Origin of the sequence: Microbacterium galbinum, assembly GCF_023091225.1 — a bacterium.
Taxonomy (GTDB): Bacteria; Actinomycetota; Actinomycetes; order Actinomycetales; family Microbacteriaceae; genus Microbacterium; species Microbacterium galbinum.
Genome location: NZ_JAHWXM010000001.1, coordinates 932,002 through 949,825, shown reverse-complemented (window position 1 = coordinate 949,825; position 17,824 = coordinate 932,002). Strand labels below are relative to the sequence as shown.

General features: G+C 68.5%; 18 protein-coding genes. 7 read left to right on the top strand and 11 right to left on the bottom strand.

The window, feature by feature from the left end; translation table 11 throughout:
* Nucleotides 1-753, top strand: a complete 753-nt coding sequence (locus KZC52_RS04730) for an ABC transporter ATP-binding protein (RefSeq protein ID WP_247622907.1) — start codon at nt 1-3, stop codon at nt 751-753.
* Between the two features lie 7 nt (nt 754-760).
* Here KZC52_RS04730 and KZC52_RS04725 read toward each other — a convergent pair whose 3' ends face one another.
* The 5 genes from KZC52_RS04725 to rfbA are packed head-to-tail and all read right to left on the bottom strand — an operon-like array spanning nt 761 to nt 6,248.
* Nucleotides 761-1,654 (bottom strand): glycosyltransferase family 2 protein, encoded by an 894-nt coding sequence (locus KZC52_RS04725; protein ID WP_247622906.1) that lies wholly within the window; start codon nt 1,652-1,654, stop codon nt 761-763.
* The gene (locus KZC52_RS04720) at nt 1,651-2,958 is read right to left on the bottom strand and encodes a UDP-glucose dehydrogenase family protein (RefSeq protein WP_247622905.1); all 1,308 of its coding nucleotides are present in this window, start codon (nt 2,956-2,958) and stop codon (nt 1,651-1,653) included. The genes KZC52_RS04725 and KZC52_RS04720 overlap by 4 nt, the downstream gene beginning before the upstream one ends.
* 4 nt (nt 2,959-2,962) lie before the next feature.
* Entirely contained in the window at nt 2,963-4,384 is a 1,422-nt protein-coding gene (locus tag KZC52_RS04715) for a sugar nucleotide-binding protein (RefSeq protein WP_247622904.1), read from the bottom strand.
* Entirely contained in the window at nt 4,381-5,379 is a 999-nt protein-coding gene (rfbB, locus tag KZC52_RS04710; protein WP_247622903.1) for a dTDP-glucose 4,6-dehydratase, read from the bottom strand. Before rfbB ends, KZC52_RS04715 begins: the two co-directional genes overlap by 4 nt.
* Nucleotides 5,376-6,248, bottom strand: a complete 873-nt coding sequence (rfbA, locus tag KZC52_RS04705) for a glucose-1-phosphate thymidylyltransferase RfbA (RefSeq protein WP_247622902.1) — start codon at nt 6,246-6,248, stop codon at nt 5,376-5,378. Before rfbA ends, rfbB begins: the two co-directional genes overlap by 4 nt.
* A gap of 123 nt (nt 6,249-6,371) precedes the next feature.
* Between rfbA and KZC52_RS04700 the strand changes: the two genes are divergently transcribed.
* Genes KZC52_RS04700 through KZC52_RS04690 form a run of 3 tightly spaced genes read left to right on the top strand, consistent with a single transcriptional unit; the run spans nt 6,372 to nt 9,455 of the window.
* A complete protein-coding gene (locus KZC52_RS04700) occupies nt 6,372-8,309 on the top strand; it encodes a DUF6541 family protein (protein ID WP_247622901.1) in 1,938 nt (645 codons plus the stop codon).
* A gap of 19 nt (nt 8,310-8,328) precedes the next feature.
* On the top strand, nt 8,329-9,069 hold the full coding sequence (locus tag KZC52_RS04695; RefSeq protein ID WP_247622900.1) for a glycosyltransferase family 2 protein: 741 nt from the start codon (nt 8,329-8,331) through the stop codon (nt 9,067-9,069).
* Nucleotides 9,066-9,455, top strand: a complete 390-nt coding sequence (locus tag KZC52_RS04690; RefSeq protein ID WP_247622899.1) for a DUF2304 domain-containing protein — start codon at nt 9,066-9,068, stop codon at nt 9,453-9,455. Before KZC52_RS04695 ends, KZC52_RS04690 begins: the two co-directional genes overlap by 4 nt.
* 7 nt (nt 9,456-9,462) lie before the next feature.
* Here the strand turns inward: KZC52_RS04690 and KZC52_RS04685 are convergent, their stop codons facing one another.
* Entirely contained in the window at nt 9,463-10,479 is a 1,017-nt protein-coding gene (locus KZC52_RS04685) for a glycosyltransferase (protein ID WP_247622898.1), read from the bottom strand.
* A gap of 102 nt (nt 10,480-10,581) precedes the next feature.
* On the opposite strand from KZC52_RS04685, the gene KZC52_RS04680 reads away from it, so the two are divergent.
* Genes KZC52_RS04680 through KZC52_RS04670 form a run of 3 tightly spaced genes read left to right on the top strand, consistent with a single transcriptional unit; the run spans nt 10,582 to nt 13,489 of the window.
* Nucleotides 10,582-11,532 (top strand): glycosyltransferase, encoded by a 951-nt coding sequence (locus KZC52_RS04680; protein ID WP_247622897.1) that lies wholly within the window; start codon nt 10,582-10,584, stop codon nt 11,530-11,532.
* Nucleotides 11,529-12,758: a lipopolysaccharide biosynthesis protein gene (locus KZC52_RS04675; protein WP_247622896.1), complete on the top strand. Its 1,230-nt coding sequence runs from the start codon at nt 11,529-11,531 to the stop codon at nt 12,756-12,758. Before KZC52_RS04680 ends, KZC52_RS04675 begins: the two co-directional genes overlap by 4 nt.
* Nucleotides 12,755-13,489, top strand: coding sequence for a glycosyltransferase (locus KZC52_RS04670; protein WP_247622895.1), 735 nt, complete (start codon nt 12,755-12,757; stop codon nt 13,487-13,489). The genes KZC52_RS04675 and KZC52_RS04670 overlap by 4 nt, the downstream gene beginning before the upstream one ends.
* Here KZC52_RS04670 and KZC52_RS04665 read toward each other — a convergent pair whose 3' ends face one another.
* From KZC52_RS04665 to KZC52_RS04645, 5 genes are read right to left on the bottom strand one after another with little or no spacing between them, the layout of a single operon-like run.
* Nucleotides 13,490-14,377, bottom strand: a complete 888-nt coding sequence (locus tag KZC52_RS04665; protein WP_247622894.1) for a glycosyltransferase family 2 protein — start codon at nt 14,375-14,377, stop codon at nt 13,490-13,492.
* 38 nt (nt 14,378-14,415) lie between these two features.
* Nucleotides 14,416-15,339, bottom strand: coding sequence for an NAD-dependent epimerase/dehydratase family protein (locus KZC52_RS04660; RefSeq protein WP_308194246.1), 924 nt, complete (start codon nt 15,337-15,339; stop codon nt 14,416-14,418).
* Nucleotides 15,320-16,342 carry a glycosyltransferase gene (locus KZC52_RS04655; RefSeq protein WP_247622892.1) on the bottom strand — a complete coding sequence of 341 codons (1,023 nt, stop codon included), beginning with the start codon at nt 16,340-16,342 and terminating at the stop codon, nt 15,320-15,322. The genes KZC52_RS04660 and KZC52_RS04655 overlap by 20 nt, the downstream gene beginning before the upstream one ends.
* Nucleotides 16,339-17,169, bottom strand: coding sequence for a glycosyltransferase family 2 protein (locus KZC52_RS04650; protein ID WP_247622891.1), 831 nt, complete (start codon nt 17,167-17,169; stop codon nt 16,339-16,341). Before KZC52_RS04650 ends, KZC52_RS04655 begins: the two co-directional genes overlap by 4 nt.
* Nucleotides 17,166-17,687 carry a GtrA family protein gene (locus KZC52_RS04645; RefSeq protein WP_247622890.1) on the bottom strand — a complete coding sequence of 174 codons (522 nt, stop codon included), beginning with the start codon at nt 17,685-17,687 and terminating at the stop codon, nt 17,166-17,168. Before KZC52_RS04645 ends, KZC52_RS04650 begins: the two co-directional genes overlap by 4 nt.
* Nucleotides 17,688-17,824 lie beyond the last annotated feature (137 nt).

The following is a 17,824-nucleotide window of genomic DNA, read 5'->3' as shown; positions in this document are numbered from 1 at the left end:
ATGCAAGATCTGATCACTGTCGAGACCTCGACGCCGCCCACGATCATCGTCGAGAGCGCATCGAAGTTCTTCCTCCGTCGCAATTCGCACTCCTTCAAAGAGGCGTTCATCGGCTGGATCCAGCGCAAGAAGGTCGGCACCGACCACTTCGTCGCGCTCGACGACATCAGCTTCCAGGTGGGCGAGGGCGAGTCCGTCGCGATCCTGGGTATGAACGGTTCGGGCAAATCCACCACGCTCAAGCTGGTGTCCGGCGTTCTCGAGCCGGACTCGGGGCGGGTCCTCACCCGTGGTCGCGTCGCCGGACTCATCGAGGTCGGCGCAGGATTCCATCCGGATCTCTCCGGACGCGAGAACGTGTACCTGAACGCGGCGATCCTCGGGATGTCGCGCAAGGAGACCGACGAGAAGTTCGACGACATCGTCGCGTTCTCGGAGATCGGCGACTTCATCGATCAGGAGGTCAAGCACTACTCCTCCGGCATGTTCATGCGCCTGGCGTTCTCCGTGGCCATCCACGTGAAGCTCGACACGCTCCTCGTCGACGAGGTGCTGAGCGTCGGTGATGCGCCGTTCCGCGCCAAGTGCGCGAAGAAGATCCAGGAGCTCACCGGCCGGGGCGTGACGATGCTCGTCGTGAGTCACGACAGCAACATGGTGAAGCAGCTGTGTTCTCGCGGGATCGTGATCGCGAAGGGCAAGAAGGTCTTCGACGGACCGATCGACGAGGCCGTGGACTTCCTGAAGGCCTGAGTCGCCGTCAGCGGCGACGCACGCGACGCAGGGCGCGGCGCCAGAACGACGAGGCGACGATCTCTGCGCGGATCCCGTTCTCGACGTCCACGAAGCGCTGGTCGATGAACTTGGTCAGATACAGCACGAGCCCCGTGCCGTTGCTCTCGACCCAGCTCCGGAGGGCGTCGTCGCGGATGCTCGCGTCGTACTTCGCGTGATCGCTGCGGGCACCGGCGACACTGTTCGCCGCGTTGCCCGTCGCCCCCCGACGCTGATGCCAGTATGCCAGCGGCTGGTCGCCGAGGTACTCCAGAGGACCGCGGGAGAGCACCTTGAGATTGAAGTCCCAGTCCCCGACGACGGGAAGCTTTTCGTCGTACAGGCCGAGCTCCGCGTGCAGGGAGCGTCGGTAGAGAAAACCGATCGGAACGAAGCGGTTGAAGAGGAGGGTGTCCGTGAGCAGGGGCGCGGTGAGCTGCGCCTGGAACTCTTCACGCTCGTCCACGACGAAGTGCCCGTTCTCCTCGCGCTCCCAGACGATCTCGATGCGGGAGACGACACCCTGGCGATCGGGACGGGCATCCAGGTACTCCACCGCCCGTGTCAGGAAGTCTCGGTGCCAGGAGTCGTCGTCGTCGTGCAGGACGAGGAACTCGCCTGCGGCCGCGAGGACTCCGGCGTTCGCCGAGACCCAACGTCCACGGGACTCGTCGTGGTCGATGACGCGGATGCGGTCGCGATCGGCCGCACGCGGCAGCCCGGCGACGAGAGCGGCGACCTTCTCGGGGTTCCCGCCGTCGTTGACGACGATCGCCTCCCAACCCTCGAAGGACTGCCCCGTGATGCTCGAGAGGGCGCGCGCGAGGAAGTCGGGTCGATCCTTCGTCCGGACGACGATGCTGACGCGCGGGGCGCTCACGGCCGGCCCATGCCGTGATAGGTCCATCCGGCCGCACGCCAGGCCTCGGGGTCGAGGCAATTGCGCGCATCGACGATGATCCTGGCGGACGTCGCGGACGACACCGCCTCGGGGTCGAGATCGCGGAACTCGCGCCACTCCGTCGCCACGACGACGACCTCCGCATCGGCGATCGCAGCGAGCGCGGAATCGGCATAGGCGAGGTCGGGGGCCACTCGACGCGCGGTCTCATTGGCGGCGGGGTCGAACGCCCGCACCTCGATGCCTGCCGCATGCAGACGACGGGCGACGTCGAGCGCCGGCGAATCGCGCGTGTCGTCGGAGTCGGGCTTGAACGCAAGCCCGAGAACCGCGACTCGCCGACCGTCCGCGGGGCCATCGAGCGCGCCGAGAACGAGATCCGCCACGTGCTGACGACGGCGCAGGTTGATGGCGTCGACCTCGTGGAGGAAACGGACCGACTCACCGACGCCGAGCTCCTCGGCGCGCGCGGCGAAGGCGCGGATGTCCTTGGGCAGGCATCCGCCGCCGAATCCGATACCGGCGTTCAGGAATCGACGGCCGATGCGGGCATCGAAGCCGATCGCATCGGCGAGCTGGGTGACATCCGCACCCGTGACCTCGGCGATCTCGGCCATCGCGTTGATGAAGGAGATCTTGGTGGCCAGGAAGGCGTTCGCCGAGACCTTGACGAGCTCTGCTGTGGCGTAGTCGGTGACGACGCGGGGGGTGCCTGCGTCGATCGCCGGCCGATAGATCTCGTCGAGTACGGCGACGTCAGCGGACGAGAGGTCGTCGCTCTCGACGCCGTAGACGAGGCGGTCGGGCTCGAGGGTGTCCTGGATGGCGAAGCCCTCGCGGAGGAACTCCGGATTCCAGACCAACCGTGCGCCGGTCGGTCGGATCGCGTCCGCGAGCCGCCGGGCGGTACCCACTGGGACGGTGGACTTACCGACCACGAGGTCGCCGGGGGAGAGCACCGCCGTCAGCGACGCGATCGCGCTGTCGACGTAGCGCAGATCCGCCCCGTCACCGTCGGCGCGCTGCGGGGTCCCGACGGCGACGAAATGCACCGTCGCGTCGGACGCGGCGGCGAAGTCCGTCGAGAACGTCAGCGTTCCCCGGTCACGCGCTTTCGTGAGGAGATCGTCGAGACCGGGCTCGAAGAACGGAGCCTTCCCCGATGCGAGCATCGCGATCCGGTTCTCGTCGACGTCGATCCCGACCACCTCGTGGCCGAGGGAGGCCATCGCGGTCGCGTGAACGGCCCCGAGGTATCCGCAACCGATGACGCTGAGCTTCATTCCCTCAACCCTTCAGGCCTGCGACGTACGCGCGCAGGGATTCTTCTGCCGGAGCGGGCGTGAAGCCCGATGCGATGATCTTGGTCAGGTCCAGACGGCTGTTCCGCGGACGCGGTGCCACCGGCGCGGTGGCCGAGGCGAAGTAGTCCTCCGTGCTGACGGCCGTGACGCGCTCGGGGTCGTGGCCGCCGAGACGGAAGACCTCGCGAGCGATCTCGGCCCAGGACCGGGCATCGCCCGATCCGGTCACGTTGTAGACGCCGTAGGCGGCATCCGATGCGTAGAGGTGCGCGATCGCGTCCGCGATGTCCGCGGTGAAGGTGAGGCGCCCGAACTGGTCGCCCACGACCCGCGGGTCGATTCCGCGCTCCGCGAGCGAGTGCATCGTGCGGACGAAGTTGCCTCCGTCGCCGATCACCCAGGAGGTGCGCACGACGTAGTGCCGCGAGGCCGTGGATGCGGCGAGGTCGCCGGCCGCCTTGGTCTGGCCGTAGACACCGAGCGGGCGCAACGGGGCGTTCTCGTCGTAGGCGCCGTCGAACGTTCCGTCGAAGACGTAGTCGCTCGACACGTGCACCAGGGTGATGCCGTGATCGTCGGCGACACGGGCGAGCGCGGCGACTGCGGTCGCGTTCGCCGCCCACGCCTGCTCTCGGCCCTCCGGAGTCTCGGCAAGGTCGACCGCGGTGTACGCGGCGGCGTTGACGATCAGACCGTAGTCGCGCCAGCGCCGAGCGGACGAAAGGTCCGAAGCGGTCACATCGATGTCGTCGCGTGTGGCGTACTCGATGTGGGCGGCATCTCCGAAACGAGCGCGCAACGCGAGTCCCAACTGGCCGGACGCCCCGAGGACGAGGATGCGCTTCGGCGGGATCGGGGTGACGTCGGCGAGCCGAGGGTGCGCCTTGTCCTTCTCCGAGATCTCGACGTCGGCGAGCGGGATGGGCCACGCCACCGCGGCCGTCTCGTCCGCGAGGTTCAGGAAGGAGTACGACGCATCGGGGGACCAGTGGTCGTTGACGAGATAGGTGTACGCCGTGTCAGCCTCGAGCGTCTGGTACGAGTTGCCCACGCCTCGGGGCACGTAGATCGCCCGAGACGGGTCGATCTCCGTGGTGAACACGGTGCCGAAGGTCGGTCCTTCGCGCAGGTCGACCCACGCGCCGAAGATGCGCCCGGTCGCCACCGAGACCCACTTGTCCCACGGCTCCGCGTGGATGCCACGCGTCGTGCCGACGGCGTCGTTGAACGAGATGTTGTTCTGCACCGGGCCGAAGTCCTCGAGCCCGAGCGCCAGCATCTTCTCGCGCTGCCAGTTCTCCTTGAACCATCCGCGCGAGTCCCCGTGGACGGGCAGTTCGAACACGACGAGGCCCGGGATGGGCGTCTCGATCCGTTCGAGCTGCTTCCCGAACGCGGTGCTCACTGGCCCTTGCCCGCGTAGAACGCCTCGACGGCGTCCTTGGACGGCGCCCACCAGGCTTCATTGTCGCGGTACCACTGGATCGTCGAGGCGAGTCCGGTCTCGAAGTCCGAGAACTGCGGAGCCCAGCCGAGCTCGTCGCGCAGCTTGCTCGAGTCGATCGCGTAGCGGAGGTCGTGGCCCGCGCGGTCGGTGACGTGGTCGTACGCGTCCGCGGGCTGGCCCATCTCGGTGAGGATCAGCTCGACGACGGACTTGTTGTCCTTCTCGCCGTCGGCGCCGATGAGGTACGTCTCGCCGATCGCGCCCTTCTCGAGGATCGTCAGCACGGCCGAGGAGTGGTCGTCGGCGTGGATCCAGTCGCGGACGTTCTGCCCGGCCCCGTAGAGCTTCGGGCGGATGCCGCGGATCACGTTCGTGATCTGACGCGGGATGAACTTCTCGACGTGCTGGTACGGGCCGTAGTTGTTCGAGCAGTTCGAGATCGTCGCCTGGACGCCGAACGACCGCACCCACGCGCGCACGAGCAGATCGCTGCCCGCCTTGGTGGAGGAGTACGGCGACGAGGGGTTGTAGGGAGTCGACTCGGTGAACCGCTCGGGATCATCGAGCTCGAGGTCCCCGTAGACCTCGTCGGTCGAGATGTGGTGCAGGCGCACGTCGTGGCGTCGTGCCGCCTCGAGCAGCGTGTACGTGCCGATGATGTTGGTGTCGAGGAACGGCCGGGGGTCGTTCAGCGAATTGTCGTTGTGCGACTCCGCGGCGTAGTGCACCACGGCATCCGTCTCGGCGAAGAGCCCGTCGACCAGGCCGGCATCCGTGATGTCGCCGTGGACGAACGTGAGCCGATCCTCGGGGAGTCCCTCGAGCGAGCGTCGGTTCCCGGCGTAGGTGAGGGCGTCGAGAACCGTCACGTGATGCTCGGTGTTCTCGATCACGTGGTGGACGAAGTTGGAGCCGATGAAACCGGCTCCTCCGGTGACGAGCAGACGGGTCATGCGTGGCCTCTCTTGAGGATGTCGAGCAGATAGGCGCCGTAGCCGGACTTGACGAGCTTCTCGGCGCGTTCGCGCAGTTCGTCGTCGGTGAGGAAGCCCTGGCGCCAGGCGACCTCCTCCGGCATCCCGATCTTCATGCCCGTACGGCGCTCCATCGTGCGCACGTACTCGGCGGCGTCGGTCATCTGGTCGAACGTTCCCGTGTCGAGCCAGGCGGTGCCGCGCGGGAGGACCTCGACCTGGAGCTTGCCGCGCTCGAGGTACTCGCGGTTGATGTCGGTGATCTCGTACTCGCCGCGGGCGCTGGGCGCCAGGTTGCGAGCGATCTCGATCACGTCGTTGTCGTAGAAGTAGAGGCCGGGAACGGCGTAGTTGCTCTTGGGGGAGGCGGGCTTCTCCTCGAGCGAGACCGCGCGTCCTTCGGCGTCGAACTCGACGACACCGTAGGCCTCGGGCTCCGCGACCCAGTAGGCGAAGACCGCTCCGCCGTCGATGTTCTCGAATCGCTGCAGGCGGCTGCCGAGGCCCGGGCCGTAGAGCAGATTGTCGCCCAGGACCAGGGCGACCGAGTCGTCGCCGATGAAGTCTGCGCCGATCGTGAACGCCTGCGCGAGTCCGTCCGGAGAGGGCTGCTGAGCGAACGTCAGGTTCACACCGAACTGCGATCCGTCGCCGAGGAGGCGCTCGAAGTGCGCAGCGTCGTGCGGCGTCGTGATTACGAGGATGTCCTTGATCCCCGCCAGCATCAGCGTCGAGAGCGGGTAGTAGACCATCGGCTTGTCGTAGACCGGGATCAGCTGCTTGGAGACGCCCAGCGTGATCGGGTGCAGACGCGTGCCGGACCCGCCGGCGAGAATAATGCCTTTCACGCCTCTATGTTGTCATACCGAGCCTGGATCGCCCGTGTCAGGGACGCCCCGGGGTGCGCTCACCGAGATCGCAGCCCCGCCGGGATATCCTGGGTCGGTTGTCGGTGAGAGGGTCTGGAACACATGGAAATGCTCGAACTGCTCTGGCCTGCCGCCGTGCTTCTCGCGCTGTACGCCGTTTTGGGCGGAACGTTGGCCTGGCTGATCGGACTGCGCGGGCTCTGGGCCGTGGCCGCCGCACCGGCGTTCGCCATGACCGTGGTGGGGGGTGCGAGTCTGCTCGCCGGCTTCGCCGGGATCGGCTGGTCGATCGTGCCGTGCCTCGTCCTGGCTGCGGTGATCGGCGTGGGGATCCACCTCGTGCGCCGCCGCGGACGGCGTGGTGTGACCTCCTCGCCGTCGACGTCGAGGTGGTGGACCATCGGCGCCGCTGTCGCCGCAGCGGTGGTCATCGGACTGCAGATCTTCGCCGTGATCGGTCAGCCGTCGGCGATCTCGCAGACCTTCGACAACGTGTTCCACCTCAACGCCATTCGCTACATCATGGACACCGGTGCCGCCTCGCCCCTCGAACTCGGGCAGATGACGAGCCCGAACGGCGGAGTTCCGTTCTATCCGTCGGCCTGGCACGCGACCGCGGCCATCGTGGCGCAGCTGAGCGGGGTCGGCATCCCCGCCGTCGTGAACGCGCAGACGCTCGTGATCGCCGCGGTCATCTGGCCGGTGAGCGCCATGCTCCTGGCGCGGACGCTCATGGGGAAGTCGGCGACCGTCACCGTCACCGCTGCGATCGTGAGCTGCGCCATCCCGATGTTCCCGATCCTGCCGATGGACTACGGCGTCCTTTACCCGTTCCAGCTCGCTCTCGCCGTGGTCCCCGTCACGGTGGCGGCGACGGCATCCGCCTTCGGAATCGGAACATCGGCGAAGGACCTCGCGCCGGGCTGGTGGGGTTTCGTCGCGCTCGGCGCGATCCCCGGCGTCGCCCTCGCGCACCCGGGCGGATTCGTCGCCTGGCTCGCGTTCTCGGTGCCGATCGTTCTCGTCTTCGTGGTGCGCCTGTGGCGCGCGCATCGATCCGGTCGGGTTCGCGCGGCACTCGCCGCCGGCGTCCTCGCTTACTTCGGCGTCGGTGTTCTCCTGCTCATGGTGCTGCGCCCGCCGCTCCCGACCCGCGGGTGGCCGACGGCCCTCACTCCCGGACAGGCGGCGCTCGAAGTCGCCCAGGTGTCGATGTTCTACGGCACGATCGCGATCGGTGTCGCGATCGCCGTGCTCCTCGGCCTCTTCTGGGTTCTGAAGGAGCGCAGTGAGGCGCTCGTGGTCGGTGCGGCTCTCTGGGCGATCGGTGCACTCCTCTTCATCGTCGTCATCTCGCTGCCCATCGGTCCCATCCGGGATGCGCTGACGGGGAGCTGGTACAACAACTGGCCGCGTCTGGCCGCGGTGTTCGGGATCGCGCTGGTCCCGCTCGCGACCCTGGGGATCGCGCGCACGGTCGAGGCGATCGGGCGGCTCTGGTCGCGGGCCCAGCCCGACGGACGTCTCCTGCGCGTGATCGCCGGCGTCGTCGCCGCCGCGATCGGCTTCGTGGTCCTGCCGCTTCCCGCCATCCCGGCCGCTGTCGCGCAGGCGCAGATCCGCTTCGTGCTGGACGAGGGTTCTTCCCTCGTCAGCTCGGACGAGATGGCCCTGCTCGAACGCCTCCCCGAGCACGTCCCCGCAGGCTCCGTGGTCGCCGGCAACCCGTACACGGGCACCGCGCTCGCATACGCGATCGGGGGGCGCCAAGTGCTCATGCCGCACATCCTGGTGGACGTCTCCGACGATGCGGCGACCATCAACGACCACCTCGCCGACGCCGAGTCGATGCCCGCCGTGTGCGATGCGGCCAAGGCGCTCGACGTCCGGTTCGTCCTCGATTTCGGGGATCGGGAGGTGCACGGCGGATCGCATCCGCTCGCAGGCCTCGAGGATCTCGAGGAATCGGGAGCGGTGCGCCTGGTCGACAGCCAGGGCGATGCCAGACTGTACGAAGTGACCGCCTGCGGTCTCGGCTGAACACGGAGAGACTTCCCTCATGAGCGACACCACGCGCATCGATCGCGTCCTGGTCCTCGTCCCCGCGTGGAACGAGGAGCGCAGTGTCGGCGACACCGTGCGCGAGATCCGTGCGGCCTCGTCGCGGTACGACGTCGTCGTGATCGACGACGGGTCGACCGATGACACGGCCGAGGTGGCCCGAGCCGCCGGCGCGGCCGTGCTCTCCCTGCCCTTCAACCTGGGGGTGGGCGGTGCGATGCGCACCGGGTTCACCTATGCGGCGCGCGAGGGCTACGGAGCCGCGATCCAGGTGGATGCCGATGGGCAGCACGACCCCGTCGACATCGATCGGGTGCTCGCCGGCCTGGAGCACGCCGACATCTCGATCGGCGCGCGCTTCTCCGACGTCGGCGACTACTCGGTGCGCGGCCCCCGGCGCTGGGCCATGATCTTCCTCGCCTCGGTGGTCTCGCGCATCGCCAAGACGCGGTTGACCGATGTGACGAGCGGTTTCCGCGCGGCGAACACCCGCGCGATCGCCCAATACGTGCACTATTACCCGGCCGAGTATCTCGGTGACACCCTCGACTCACTCGTCGCCGCGCTGCATGCCGGGCTGACGGTCACGCAGGTCGGCGTCGCGATGCGCCCGCGTGCGCATGGCAATCCCAGCCAGGGGCCGCTCGGTTCCACCGTCTACCTGCTGAGGTCGGTGTTCGCGCTGCTGCTCGCCGCGATGCGACGTACGGGCTCACGGCGGCAGGAGGAACGCGCATGATCGTCTTCGTCGGGATCGTTCTCGCCGTCCTGATCCTCGTGATCGTGCTGTGGATGCTCCTCACGCGCAAACTGCGCGAGAAGTACGCGGTCCTCTGGCTGGTGATCGCTGTCTCGGTGCTCATCGTCGGGCTGTTCCCCGGCCTGCTGGGCGGGCTCACGGCGTTGCTCGGTGTGCAGGTCCCCTCGAACCTGCTCTTCGCGACCGCGATCCTCCTGCTCCTCGGCGTCGCCCTGCACCTCTCGTGGGAGCTCAGCCAGGTCGAGGAGGAGACGCGGCGACTCGCGGAGGAAGCCGCCATCCTCCGCACGCAGCTGGAGAGCGTCGAGGGCCGGCTCGCGAAGCTCGAGGCTCCCCGGACGGGGTCGGACGGCGAACCCTCCTGACGGGGCGTCAGCGCCGAGGCGCGGTGACCGCTCGGGCGACGGCGCGCCGGCCACCGCTGAGTGCTCCGCCGATCCAGCTCGCCCGGTACTCCCAGGTGAAGCGCTCGGGGACGATCTCCCGTGCGCGTCCCGCACGGAGCAGTGACAGCGCGGTGCGCAGCCTGCGGGAGCGACCGAAGGCCAGCTCCTGACGGGAATCGGTCGCGTCGTCGGTGCGACGCGCGGCGAGGGTGTCGACCATCAGTTGGCGCCAGCCCACGTAGGCCCAGAACGTCATCCGGAAGATCGACCGCGGGCTGCGTGAACCCTCGAAGCGCTGGGACTGCGCGAGCACGTTGGTGATGGAACTGCGGATGCTTCCGCTGCCCAGCCTGCTCGGGTCGCCGAACACGTTCGCATCGTGCTGGACGTAGTCCTGGACGACGTCGTCGATGATGCGGGTGCCCCGGTGCGCCGACGCGACGACGGCGAGCCAGTGATCGTGCGCGGCCGCCCGAGTCGAAGCTCGGGGGAACGGCAGTGCGGTCGGCAACACTTCGGGGTGGAACACGCAGAGCGAGCCGGTGAACTCGTTGGAGAGGATCGTGAAGATCGCGCCGTGATCGTGACGCGTCGTACGGCCCGTCTCCACTTCGGAGGGGTACGAGACGAGCCGCGCCTGGGCCGAGACGAGAGAGACCTCGTCGAGGTGCGGGAGGAGCTTCTCGATCTTGTCCGCGTCCCAGCGGTCGTCCTGGTCGCAGAGGGCGATCCACTCGCTCCGCTCGTCGACGGCGAGGAGGCCGCGTTCGAAGTTCAGGTAGAAACCGAGCCGTGTGCCGTCGCCGACGATGCGGAATCGGGCGTCTCCCTCGGTGATCTCCGCTACCAGCGCGGCGATCGGCTCGGGATCGCCGTCGACCGAGATCACGCACTCCCACTCGCGGACCGTCTGCTCCTGCAGGGAGGTCAGCTGCCGGCGGAAGAGCTCCGGGTCGGGGGAGTAGGCGGCGAGCACGATCGTGCCGAAGGGATGTGTCGACACAGGCGGCCTTCCGAGTCTGCGGGGATTGAACAGCGAATGAAGCTAGTCTAAATGCGCCATGCTCGTGATTCCCTTCTCCGTCCGTCGTCCGGTGCGTCTCGGATGAGTGCTTCCCCCGTGTGGGCGGTGTTCTCGACGTTCCGTCCCGGTGACGCCGCTCTGGACGCCGTCTCCTCCGTCGCCGAACAGGTCGAGGGAGTGATCGTCGTCGACGACGGCTCGGGGCCCATCGCCGAGGCGGCACTCGACAGGCTCGAGAGCGCGGGGGCGATCGTCGTCCGCAGGCCCGACAACGACGGGATCGCGGCGGCGCTCAATGACGGGATCGCACGCGCGCTCGACGCCGGTGCCGCCTTCGTGATCACCTTCGACCAGGATTCCCGGGTGGCGGAGGGGTTCGTCCGGAACCTCGTCTCCGCCCATGACGTCGCGACCCGTGCCGGTATCCACGTCGGCCTCGTCGTGCCGGAGTACTTCGCCGGCGTGCGTCAGCAGACGGGGCCTGAGGCGACCTTCGGTGACGCCGCGAACGTCATCCAGTCGGGGATGCTCATCCCCGCGGCCGTGATCGCCGAGGTGGGACCCCTGCGGGAGGACTTCTTCATCGACCTCGTCGACATGGAGTTCGGGCTGCGGGTCCGCGCCCGCGGTTGGCGGGTACTCGCCGCGGGAGGGGTGCGGATGGAGCACACGCTCGGCACCCGGTACCGGCGCGAGTTGCTCGGCCGCACGGTCGCGCTCCCGGGGATCCCCGCGGAATTCAGCCTGAGCACGCCATTCCGTTACTTCTACCGTGTGCGGAACCGCCTGATCCTCAACCGCGAGTACTTCCTCTCCGCACCGGGGCAGATAATCCGGGAAACGCTGCTCGACGGCATCCACTTCGCGAACGCCTGGTGGGTCGCGAAGCCGCGCCGCGCGCTGGCGCGTGTGTACCGGGCCGCTCTCGTCGCCGCCGTGCGCGGTCGGATGGGGCGGATGCCGGACGCGCTGATGCCGATCGCGGCCGAGATCCGGTGGGACGCCCCCGTGGTCGCGGAGGGGGACAAGTGAGCGGGCCCATCCGGACTGCGGTCGGCCGTCTCAGCGGATTCACGATCTCCGTCGGCATCGTGACGCTGATCGGGATCGTGTCGATGCCGCTCCTGAACCTCGCCCTCGGTGAAGCCACCTGGGGCACCCTCGCACTCGTGCAGACCGTCTCGCAATTCGGCGGCATCCTCGTGGCCTTCGGCTGGGGAGCGACGGGTGCGGCGACCGTCGCCGGCATCCCCATCGGGCAACGCCAGGCCTTCTATCGCACGTCGCTGCGCGCCCGCGCGTTGCTCTACGTGCTCGTGCTGCCGGTCATCGCCGTGATCCTGACTCTCCTCACACGCGGCGATGTGCTGATCTCAGTGCTCGGAGCCGCGGTGTACCTGCTGCCGCACCTCGGTGCGATCTGGTACTTCACGGGTGAGGGGAAGCCGATGCGGCTCCTGCTCTGCGACACCCTCCCGACGGTCGCGGGAGGCATCGCCGGCGTGATCGGCGCCGTCGTCACGGGGGAGCTCTGGGTCTACCTCGTCGCGCAGGGACTCGGCTTCATCGGTGCTGTCGTGCTCGATGCCGTCGTCGTGCTGCGAGGCTCATTCGGCGCCGCGCACACTCCGGTTCCTCTGCGCACCGCACTGAGCGGGCAGCGCCACGCCGTGTCGGCGACACTCGTCAGCGGTCTGTACGTCACTCTGCCGATGGTGGCCGTGCAGGCGTTCCTCCCCGCGCTGCAGCCGATGTACGCCGTCGCTGACCGCCTCTTCAAGTACGCGTCGATCGCGCTGCTCCCCATCCAGCAGTACTTCCAGAGCTGGGTGCCCGACCCCGAGGCGGATTTCCGTCATCGTGCGCGCATCGCGACTCTCGCCGGCGTGCTCGTCGGTGTCGTCGGCGGTGCGTGCATCGCTCTGCTGAGCCCCTGGGCTTCGACGATCCTCTCCGCGGGTAAGATCAGCGTGCCGTGGCAGGTGTCGCTGCCCCTCGGCGTCGCCTTCGTGGGGATCGCCACGGCCGCCATCGTCGGCTATGCGTGCCTGGTCGTCGTCGGGCGCGTGCGCGCGCTCGCCGTGTCGACGCTCATCGGCGCGATCGTCGGAGCACCCCTGATCCTCGCCTTCGCCGCAGCCGGATCCGTTCCGCTCGTGGCCTGGGCCGTGGCGGCGTCCGAGCTCTGCGTCGGCGGCTACCAGGTTCTCGTTCTGCGGCGGGAGCTGCGCAAGCCGGTCACGGAGGTGGCGTCATGAGCGCGATGCGGGTGAGCGTGTGCATGGCGACGTACAACGGCGAGCGGTTCCTCGGCCCGCAGATCGAGTCGATCCTGCGGGAGCTCGAACCCCAGGACGAGCTCGTCGTCGTCGACGACGCCTCGAAGGACGGAACCGTCGCCGCGCTGGAGGCTTTCGGCGATCCGCGCATCCGCGTGCACGCACGCCAGGAGAACCGCGGGTACGTCAAGACGTTCGAAGAGGCTCTGGGACGGGCGACCGGAGACATCCTGATGCTCTCCGATCAGGACGACGTCTGGGTGCCGGGGCGTCGCGCGCTGTTCGTGGCGGCGCTCGAGGACTCCGCCGTCGCGGCATCCAACCTGGTGCTGCTCGGTTCGGACGAACCGCTGCCGAACCCACTCACCCGTCGCCCGTGGCGGCTGCACGCCGCGTGGTCCCGGCAGAGCACCCGTAACGCGCTGCGGATCTTCGCGGGCATGGCGCCGTACTACGGATGCGCGATGGCGATCCGCCGCGACGTCGTAGATCGGATCCTTCCGTTTCCGGACTACCTCGACGAGAGCCACGACCTCTGGATCGCGCTCTTCGGCAACGCCCACCGCACCATGGCGCACATCGAGACGGCGACGATCCGGCGACGCATCCACGACGCGAACGCCTCTCCGTCCCGTCCGCGCGGCATCGGAGCGGTGCTCCGCGCACGCGTGATGCTGCTGCGCGCGTGGGGGAGCGCCCGCCGCCGCTGATCAGCGGAGGATGTGCCGCCAGAGGGCGCGGCGTCCGGCGGCATCGCCACGACGGAGCACCGTCGGCACCGTCGTGAGAGCGTGGAGCCGCGCGAACAGACGGGCTCGGGCCGCTCGGGCCGTCGATCGCCATCCGCGCGCATCCGCTCGTCGCGCGGTCTCGAGGAAGAATCGACGGTCGTCGGTGAAGCGGGATCCGTCGAGGATCGCCTTCTGCGAGGCGCTCTCGGTATGACGGCGGTAGGCGAACACCTCGTCGTCGATCACGACGAGCGATCCGCCCGCGAACGCGATGTCGAGCAGGATCGCGAGGTCGAGCACGATGGGCAGGTCGTCGCGGAACTCGTGGGCCCGGATCGCCTCGGTGCGGAAGAGCAGCGAGGGCCAGTACAGCCAGTTCCCGCGCGTGAGGCTGGTCGCGAGCCGCTCGTTCGACAGCACGGCGTCGCCCGTTCGCGTGTCGGGGCGGAGCATCCGCTGCTTCACGCGATCGACGAGAGGCAGCGATGGTGCGCCGTTCTCGTCGATGACCCGCACGCCAGGTTGGAAGACGGCGGCGTCCGGATGCCGTCGCACGGCGTCGCGCAGGGCGGCGACGTAGCCCGGCAGGAGCAGATCGTCGCTGCCCAGCACCACGAGGTGATCAGCCGTCGCGAGCCTCACGCTGGCGCGGAAGTTCTCGATGATCCCGACGTTCACGTCGTTGCGCACGTACCGGACGCGCGGGTCGTCCATCTGCGCGAAGTACTCGGACACGGAGGGATCGGGATACGCGTCGTCGATCACCGTCAGCCGCCACTCGGGATCGGTCTGCCCGAGCACGGATTCGACCGTCTGCCGCAGGAGCAGGGGGTCGCCCCAGAAGGGCAGCATGATATCGATGGTCATCGTGCTTCCAGCATACGAAGTGCCCCGCCGTCGCCGGCTCAGCCGCGCGTGAGGAGGTCCAGACGCGCGCGCATCACGCGGTCGAGACCTTCCGGGAGGTTCGTGCCGATGAGGCCGTCGAGGTCGGGCCAGACCTCCGACCTCACGCGCAGATCCAGGGCCTGTCCGACCGCGGCGCCCTGCCCGACGAGCGAGAAACCGGAGCGACGTCTGAGCCTCCGCAGCTCGCCGATGATCGCCCCGACCGACACCGCACGGCCGGTGCCGATGATCTTGGTCACGGTGTCACCGGCGCCCAGCACGCGCGCTCGGGCTGCGGAAGCGCTGATCACATCTGCGGCGTCGTCCTCGTAGATGTAGTCGCGCAGCGTGTCGAGCGAGACGTAGATCGTCGCCGGCTGCAGGGTGATCGCGCTGTTGACCAGGGTCGAGATCAGCCCCTGGCCCTTCGAGAGGTCCTGCCCCGGACCGTAGAGGTTGGTGAGGCGTCCGATCACCGTGCGCCAGCCGTGGGCCTCGCCGTATGCGCTCGCGAGCCGCTCCATGTCGAGCTTGGCTTCACCGTAAGCGGATGCCGGCGCTGTCGGGCTGCTCTCGGTGAAGGGGCCTCCGGTCGCGCCGCCATAGGCGCCGCCCACCGACGAGCTGAGGAACAGCACCACCACGGCATCCGACGCCGCGCAGGCTCGCCCGAGTGCGGTGAGGAAGGATTCGAAGACCTCGACCTCCTCCTGCAGGCGTTCGCGGGGTGTCGACGTCACTCCCTTCCCGGCGCACCAGTAGATCTCGTGGACGCCCGTGGGGGCGAGGAAGTCGCTCACGGCGGAGGACAGCGTCTGTTTCGCGCGCTCTGCGTCCCTCCAATCGATGGGTACGGAGAACGGGGCGTCCGACCGGGCGCGCGCGACCGCCTCGCCGAGGAGCCCGCGCCCGATGATCCACCTACGCGCCGCGCTCGCCACCCGGGTCCTTCGACACAGGCTCGCGGTGCCCCAACGGACCGGAGAGCGGATCACGCACGATGAGATACGTCGGGCGGCCGAGGGCGGAGCTGACGGCGACGCCCAGATATTCGGCCACGATTCCGAGAGCCATCAGGATGGCCCCGATCCCGACCGCGGTGAGGACCATCTGCGATGTCCAGCCCGCCGGGATGTCGACCGCGAACGCCCGCATGATCACCAGATAGAGCGCGAAGAGGATCCCACCGATGAAGAACAGCGCACCGACTCCGGTGACGAAACGGAGGCCTCGCGTGCCGGACGTCAGCACCATTCGCCAGAAGTGCGCGAAGAGACGGCGGTACGAGTAGCCGGAATCCCGGTCGCCCTCCTCGCGGAGCAGCACGGGCGATGTCACCGTGCGCGCCGATACCCAGCTGAGCGCCACATCGAGGTAGACACCCGTGCCGGCATAGGCGGCGACACTGCGCGCGATCTCGCCGAGGATCAGCCGGTAGCTGTTGAACTGCGAGGCGCGACCGCCGCCCAGGAACGACTCGAGCAGCTTCTTCGAGCTCTTCGAGGCCGTGTTCCGCACGAATCCGTGGGGTGGACGATTGCTCGGCGCGGCGTACACCAGATCCGCCTGCTCGCGCAGCGCCGTGTCGATCATGCTGCCGATGAAGACGGGATCGTGCTGGCCGTCTTCGTCGAGTGTCACGATCCAGTCGCCGCCCGAGCTCGCGATGCCGGCGAGGGTCGCCGCGTGCTGACCGTAGTTGCGGCTGAGCCAGACCGGTCGGATCCAGGGCTTCGATGCCGCGAGCCGACGGATGACCGCCCCGGAGTCGTCGGGGCCGCGGTCGTAGCTGAGGATGACCTCGGTGACGACCGCGCGATGGCCCGCCGGCGTCGTGAACTCGTGCGTCCAGGGCTCGATGCTCTCGACCAGAGCGTCGAGCGTGCGCTCGCCCTGGTAGACGGGAGTGACGATGCTGATGCGATGGATGTAGGGATCGCTCATCGGTTCCTCCATCTGAGAACGGTGTAGGAGAGTCGTCGCAGCCGGGCCATCACGCTCGCGCGGATGTTGCCGATCCGCAGGTCCCAGGCCGAGACGACGGACGGATGCTCCGCGCGGAACCAGCGGTGGAACCGGCGGGCCTGGTCGGCCTGCGATGCGATCAGCACGGCGCTCCACTGGGAGTCGGAGAGACGGAATGTCGCTCCGGTCTCGGTGTCGGGGACGAACGTTCCGTCGAGGAGGACGCGCGAGTAGGTCGCCTGATCGATCAGGTACGGGAAAGTGGCGTCCCATCCACCAGCCCGCTCGAGCGCATCGCGCCGCATCGTCACGGATGCCGGCTCGCCGAACAGATTCGACCCCGCCCGCACCGCCTTCGCTGCGGCGCGTGCACCATCCATCGGTCCGTCGAGGCCGCGGAGGCCCCAATCGGGCATCAACACCGTGCCCTCGGCATCCGTCACGTCGCGCCGGCAAGCGGTGAGCACGGCTCCGCTCGTCCGGAGCAACTCCACCTGCCGGGCGAGGACGCCCGGCCGCAGCACGTCGTCGCCGCAGACGAGCTTGATGTAGTCCCCCTGGGCTTCCGCCGTCACCCGATTCCAGTTGCGCTCGGCCCCGCCGCCGCTCGCGGTGGTGAGGATCGTGACGCGCGGGTCGTCGCGGTAGCGGTCGAGCACCGCGTCGGAGCCGTCGGTGGACGAGTGGTCTGCGACGATCAGCTCGAAGTCGATGCCCTCTTGATCGAGCACCGAGTCGATGGTCTCCGCGAGGGTGCCGGCGTTGTTGTAGGCGGGGATCACCACGCTGAGGGTGGGCGTCGTCACGCGGTGGGCTCCTTGCGTCGGAACGAGAAGAGGCTGTGCCCGAAATAGCTCACCATCGTCGTGACGAAGACGATGAGCGCCTGGGCGACGATCGGTTCGAGATGTGCGAACTCCACGAGGAGCGGCAGGAGCACGGCATTGATGCCGAGCGAGGTCAGGTACACCAGCTCGAACCGCATCAGATCGGTCCAGACGTGACCGCGGACCCGGAAGACGAGGCGGCGGTAGAGGACGAAGGCGCACAGGACGCTGGCGACGTGGGCGAACAGCAGCGTCACCATGTAGCCCCAGAGCTGGCCGACGGTGATGTCGAAGAGAGCGAACCACCCGAATCCCACGACGGTGTTGATACCGCCGACGAAGAGGAAGGCGATGCGACGATCCCGGAACAGACGAAGGAGGGGGCCGTCCGGCCCGCGCATCCCGGCGACCGAGCGATCCTCGTCGGTGGTCGGCTCTCCCTCAGTGGTGCCGGAGGCTGTGACGCTCGATTCGCTGTCGTTTCGACCAGTGCTCATCGGCTCGCCCACCTGACCTGCGCTTTCGCTCACCACCGCCCTGCCGGTGCCCATCGAGACTACCGCATGGCGCCCCGTCGACCCTGAGCGGGCAGCGGCGTCGTCGCAGGTAGCATGGGTACGCTAACGGCCGCCCA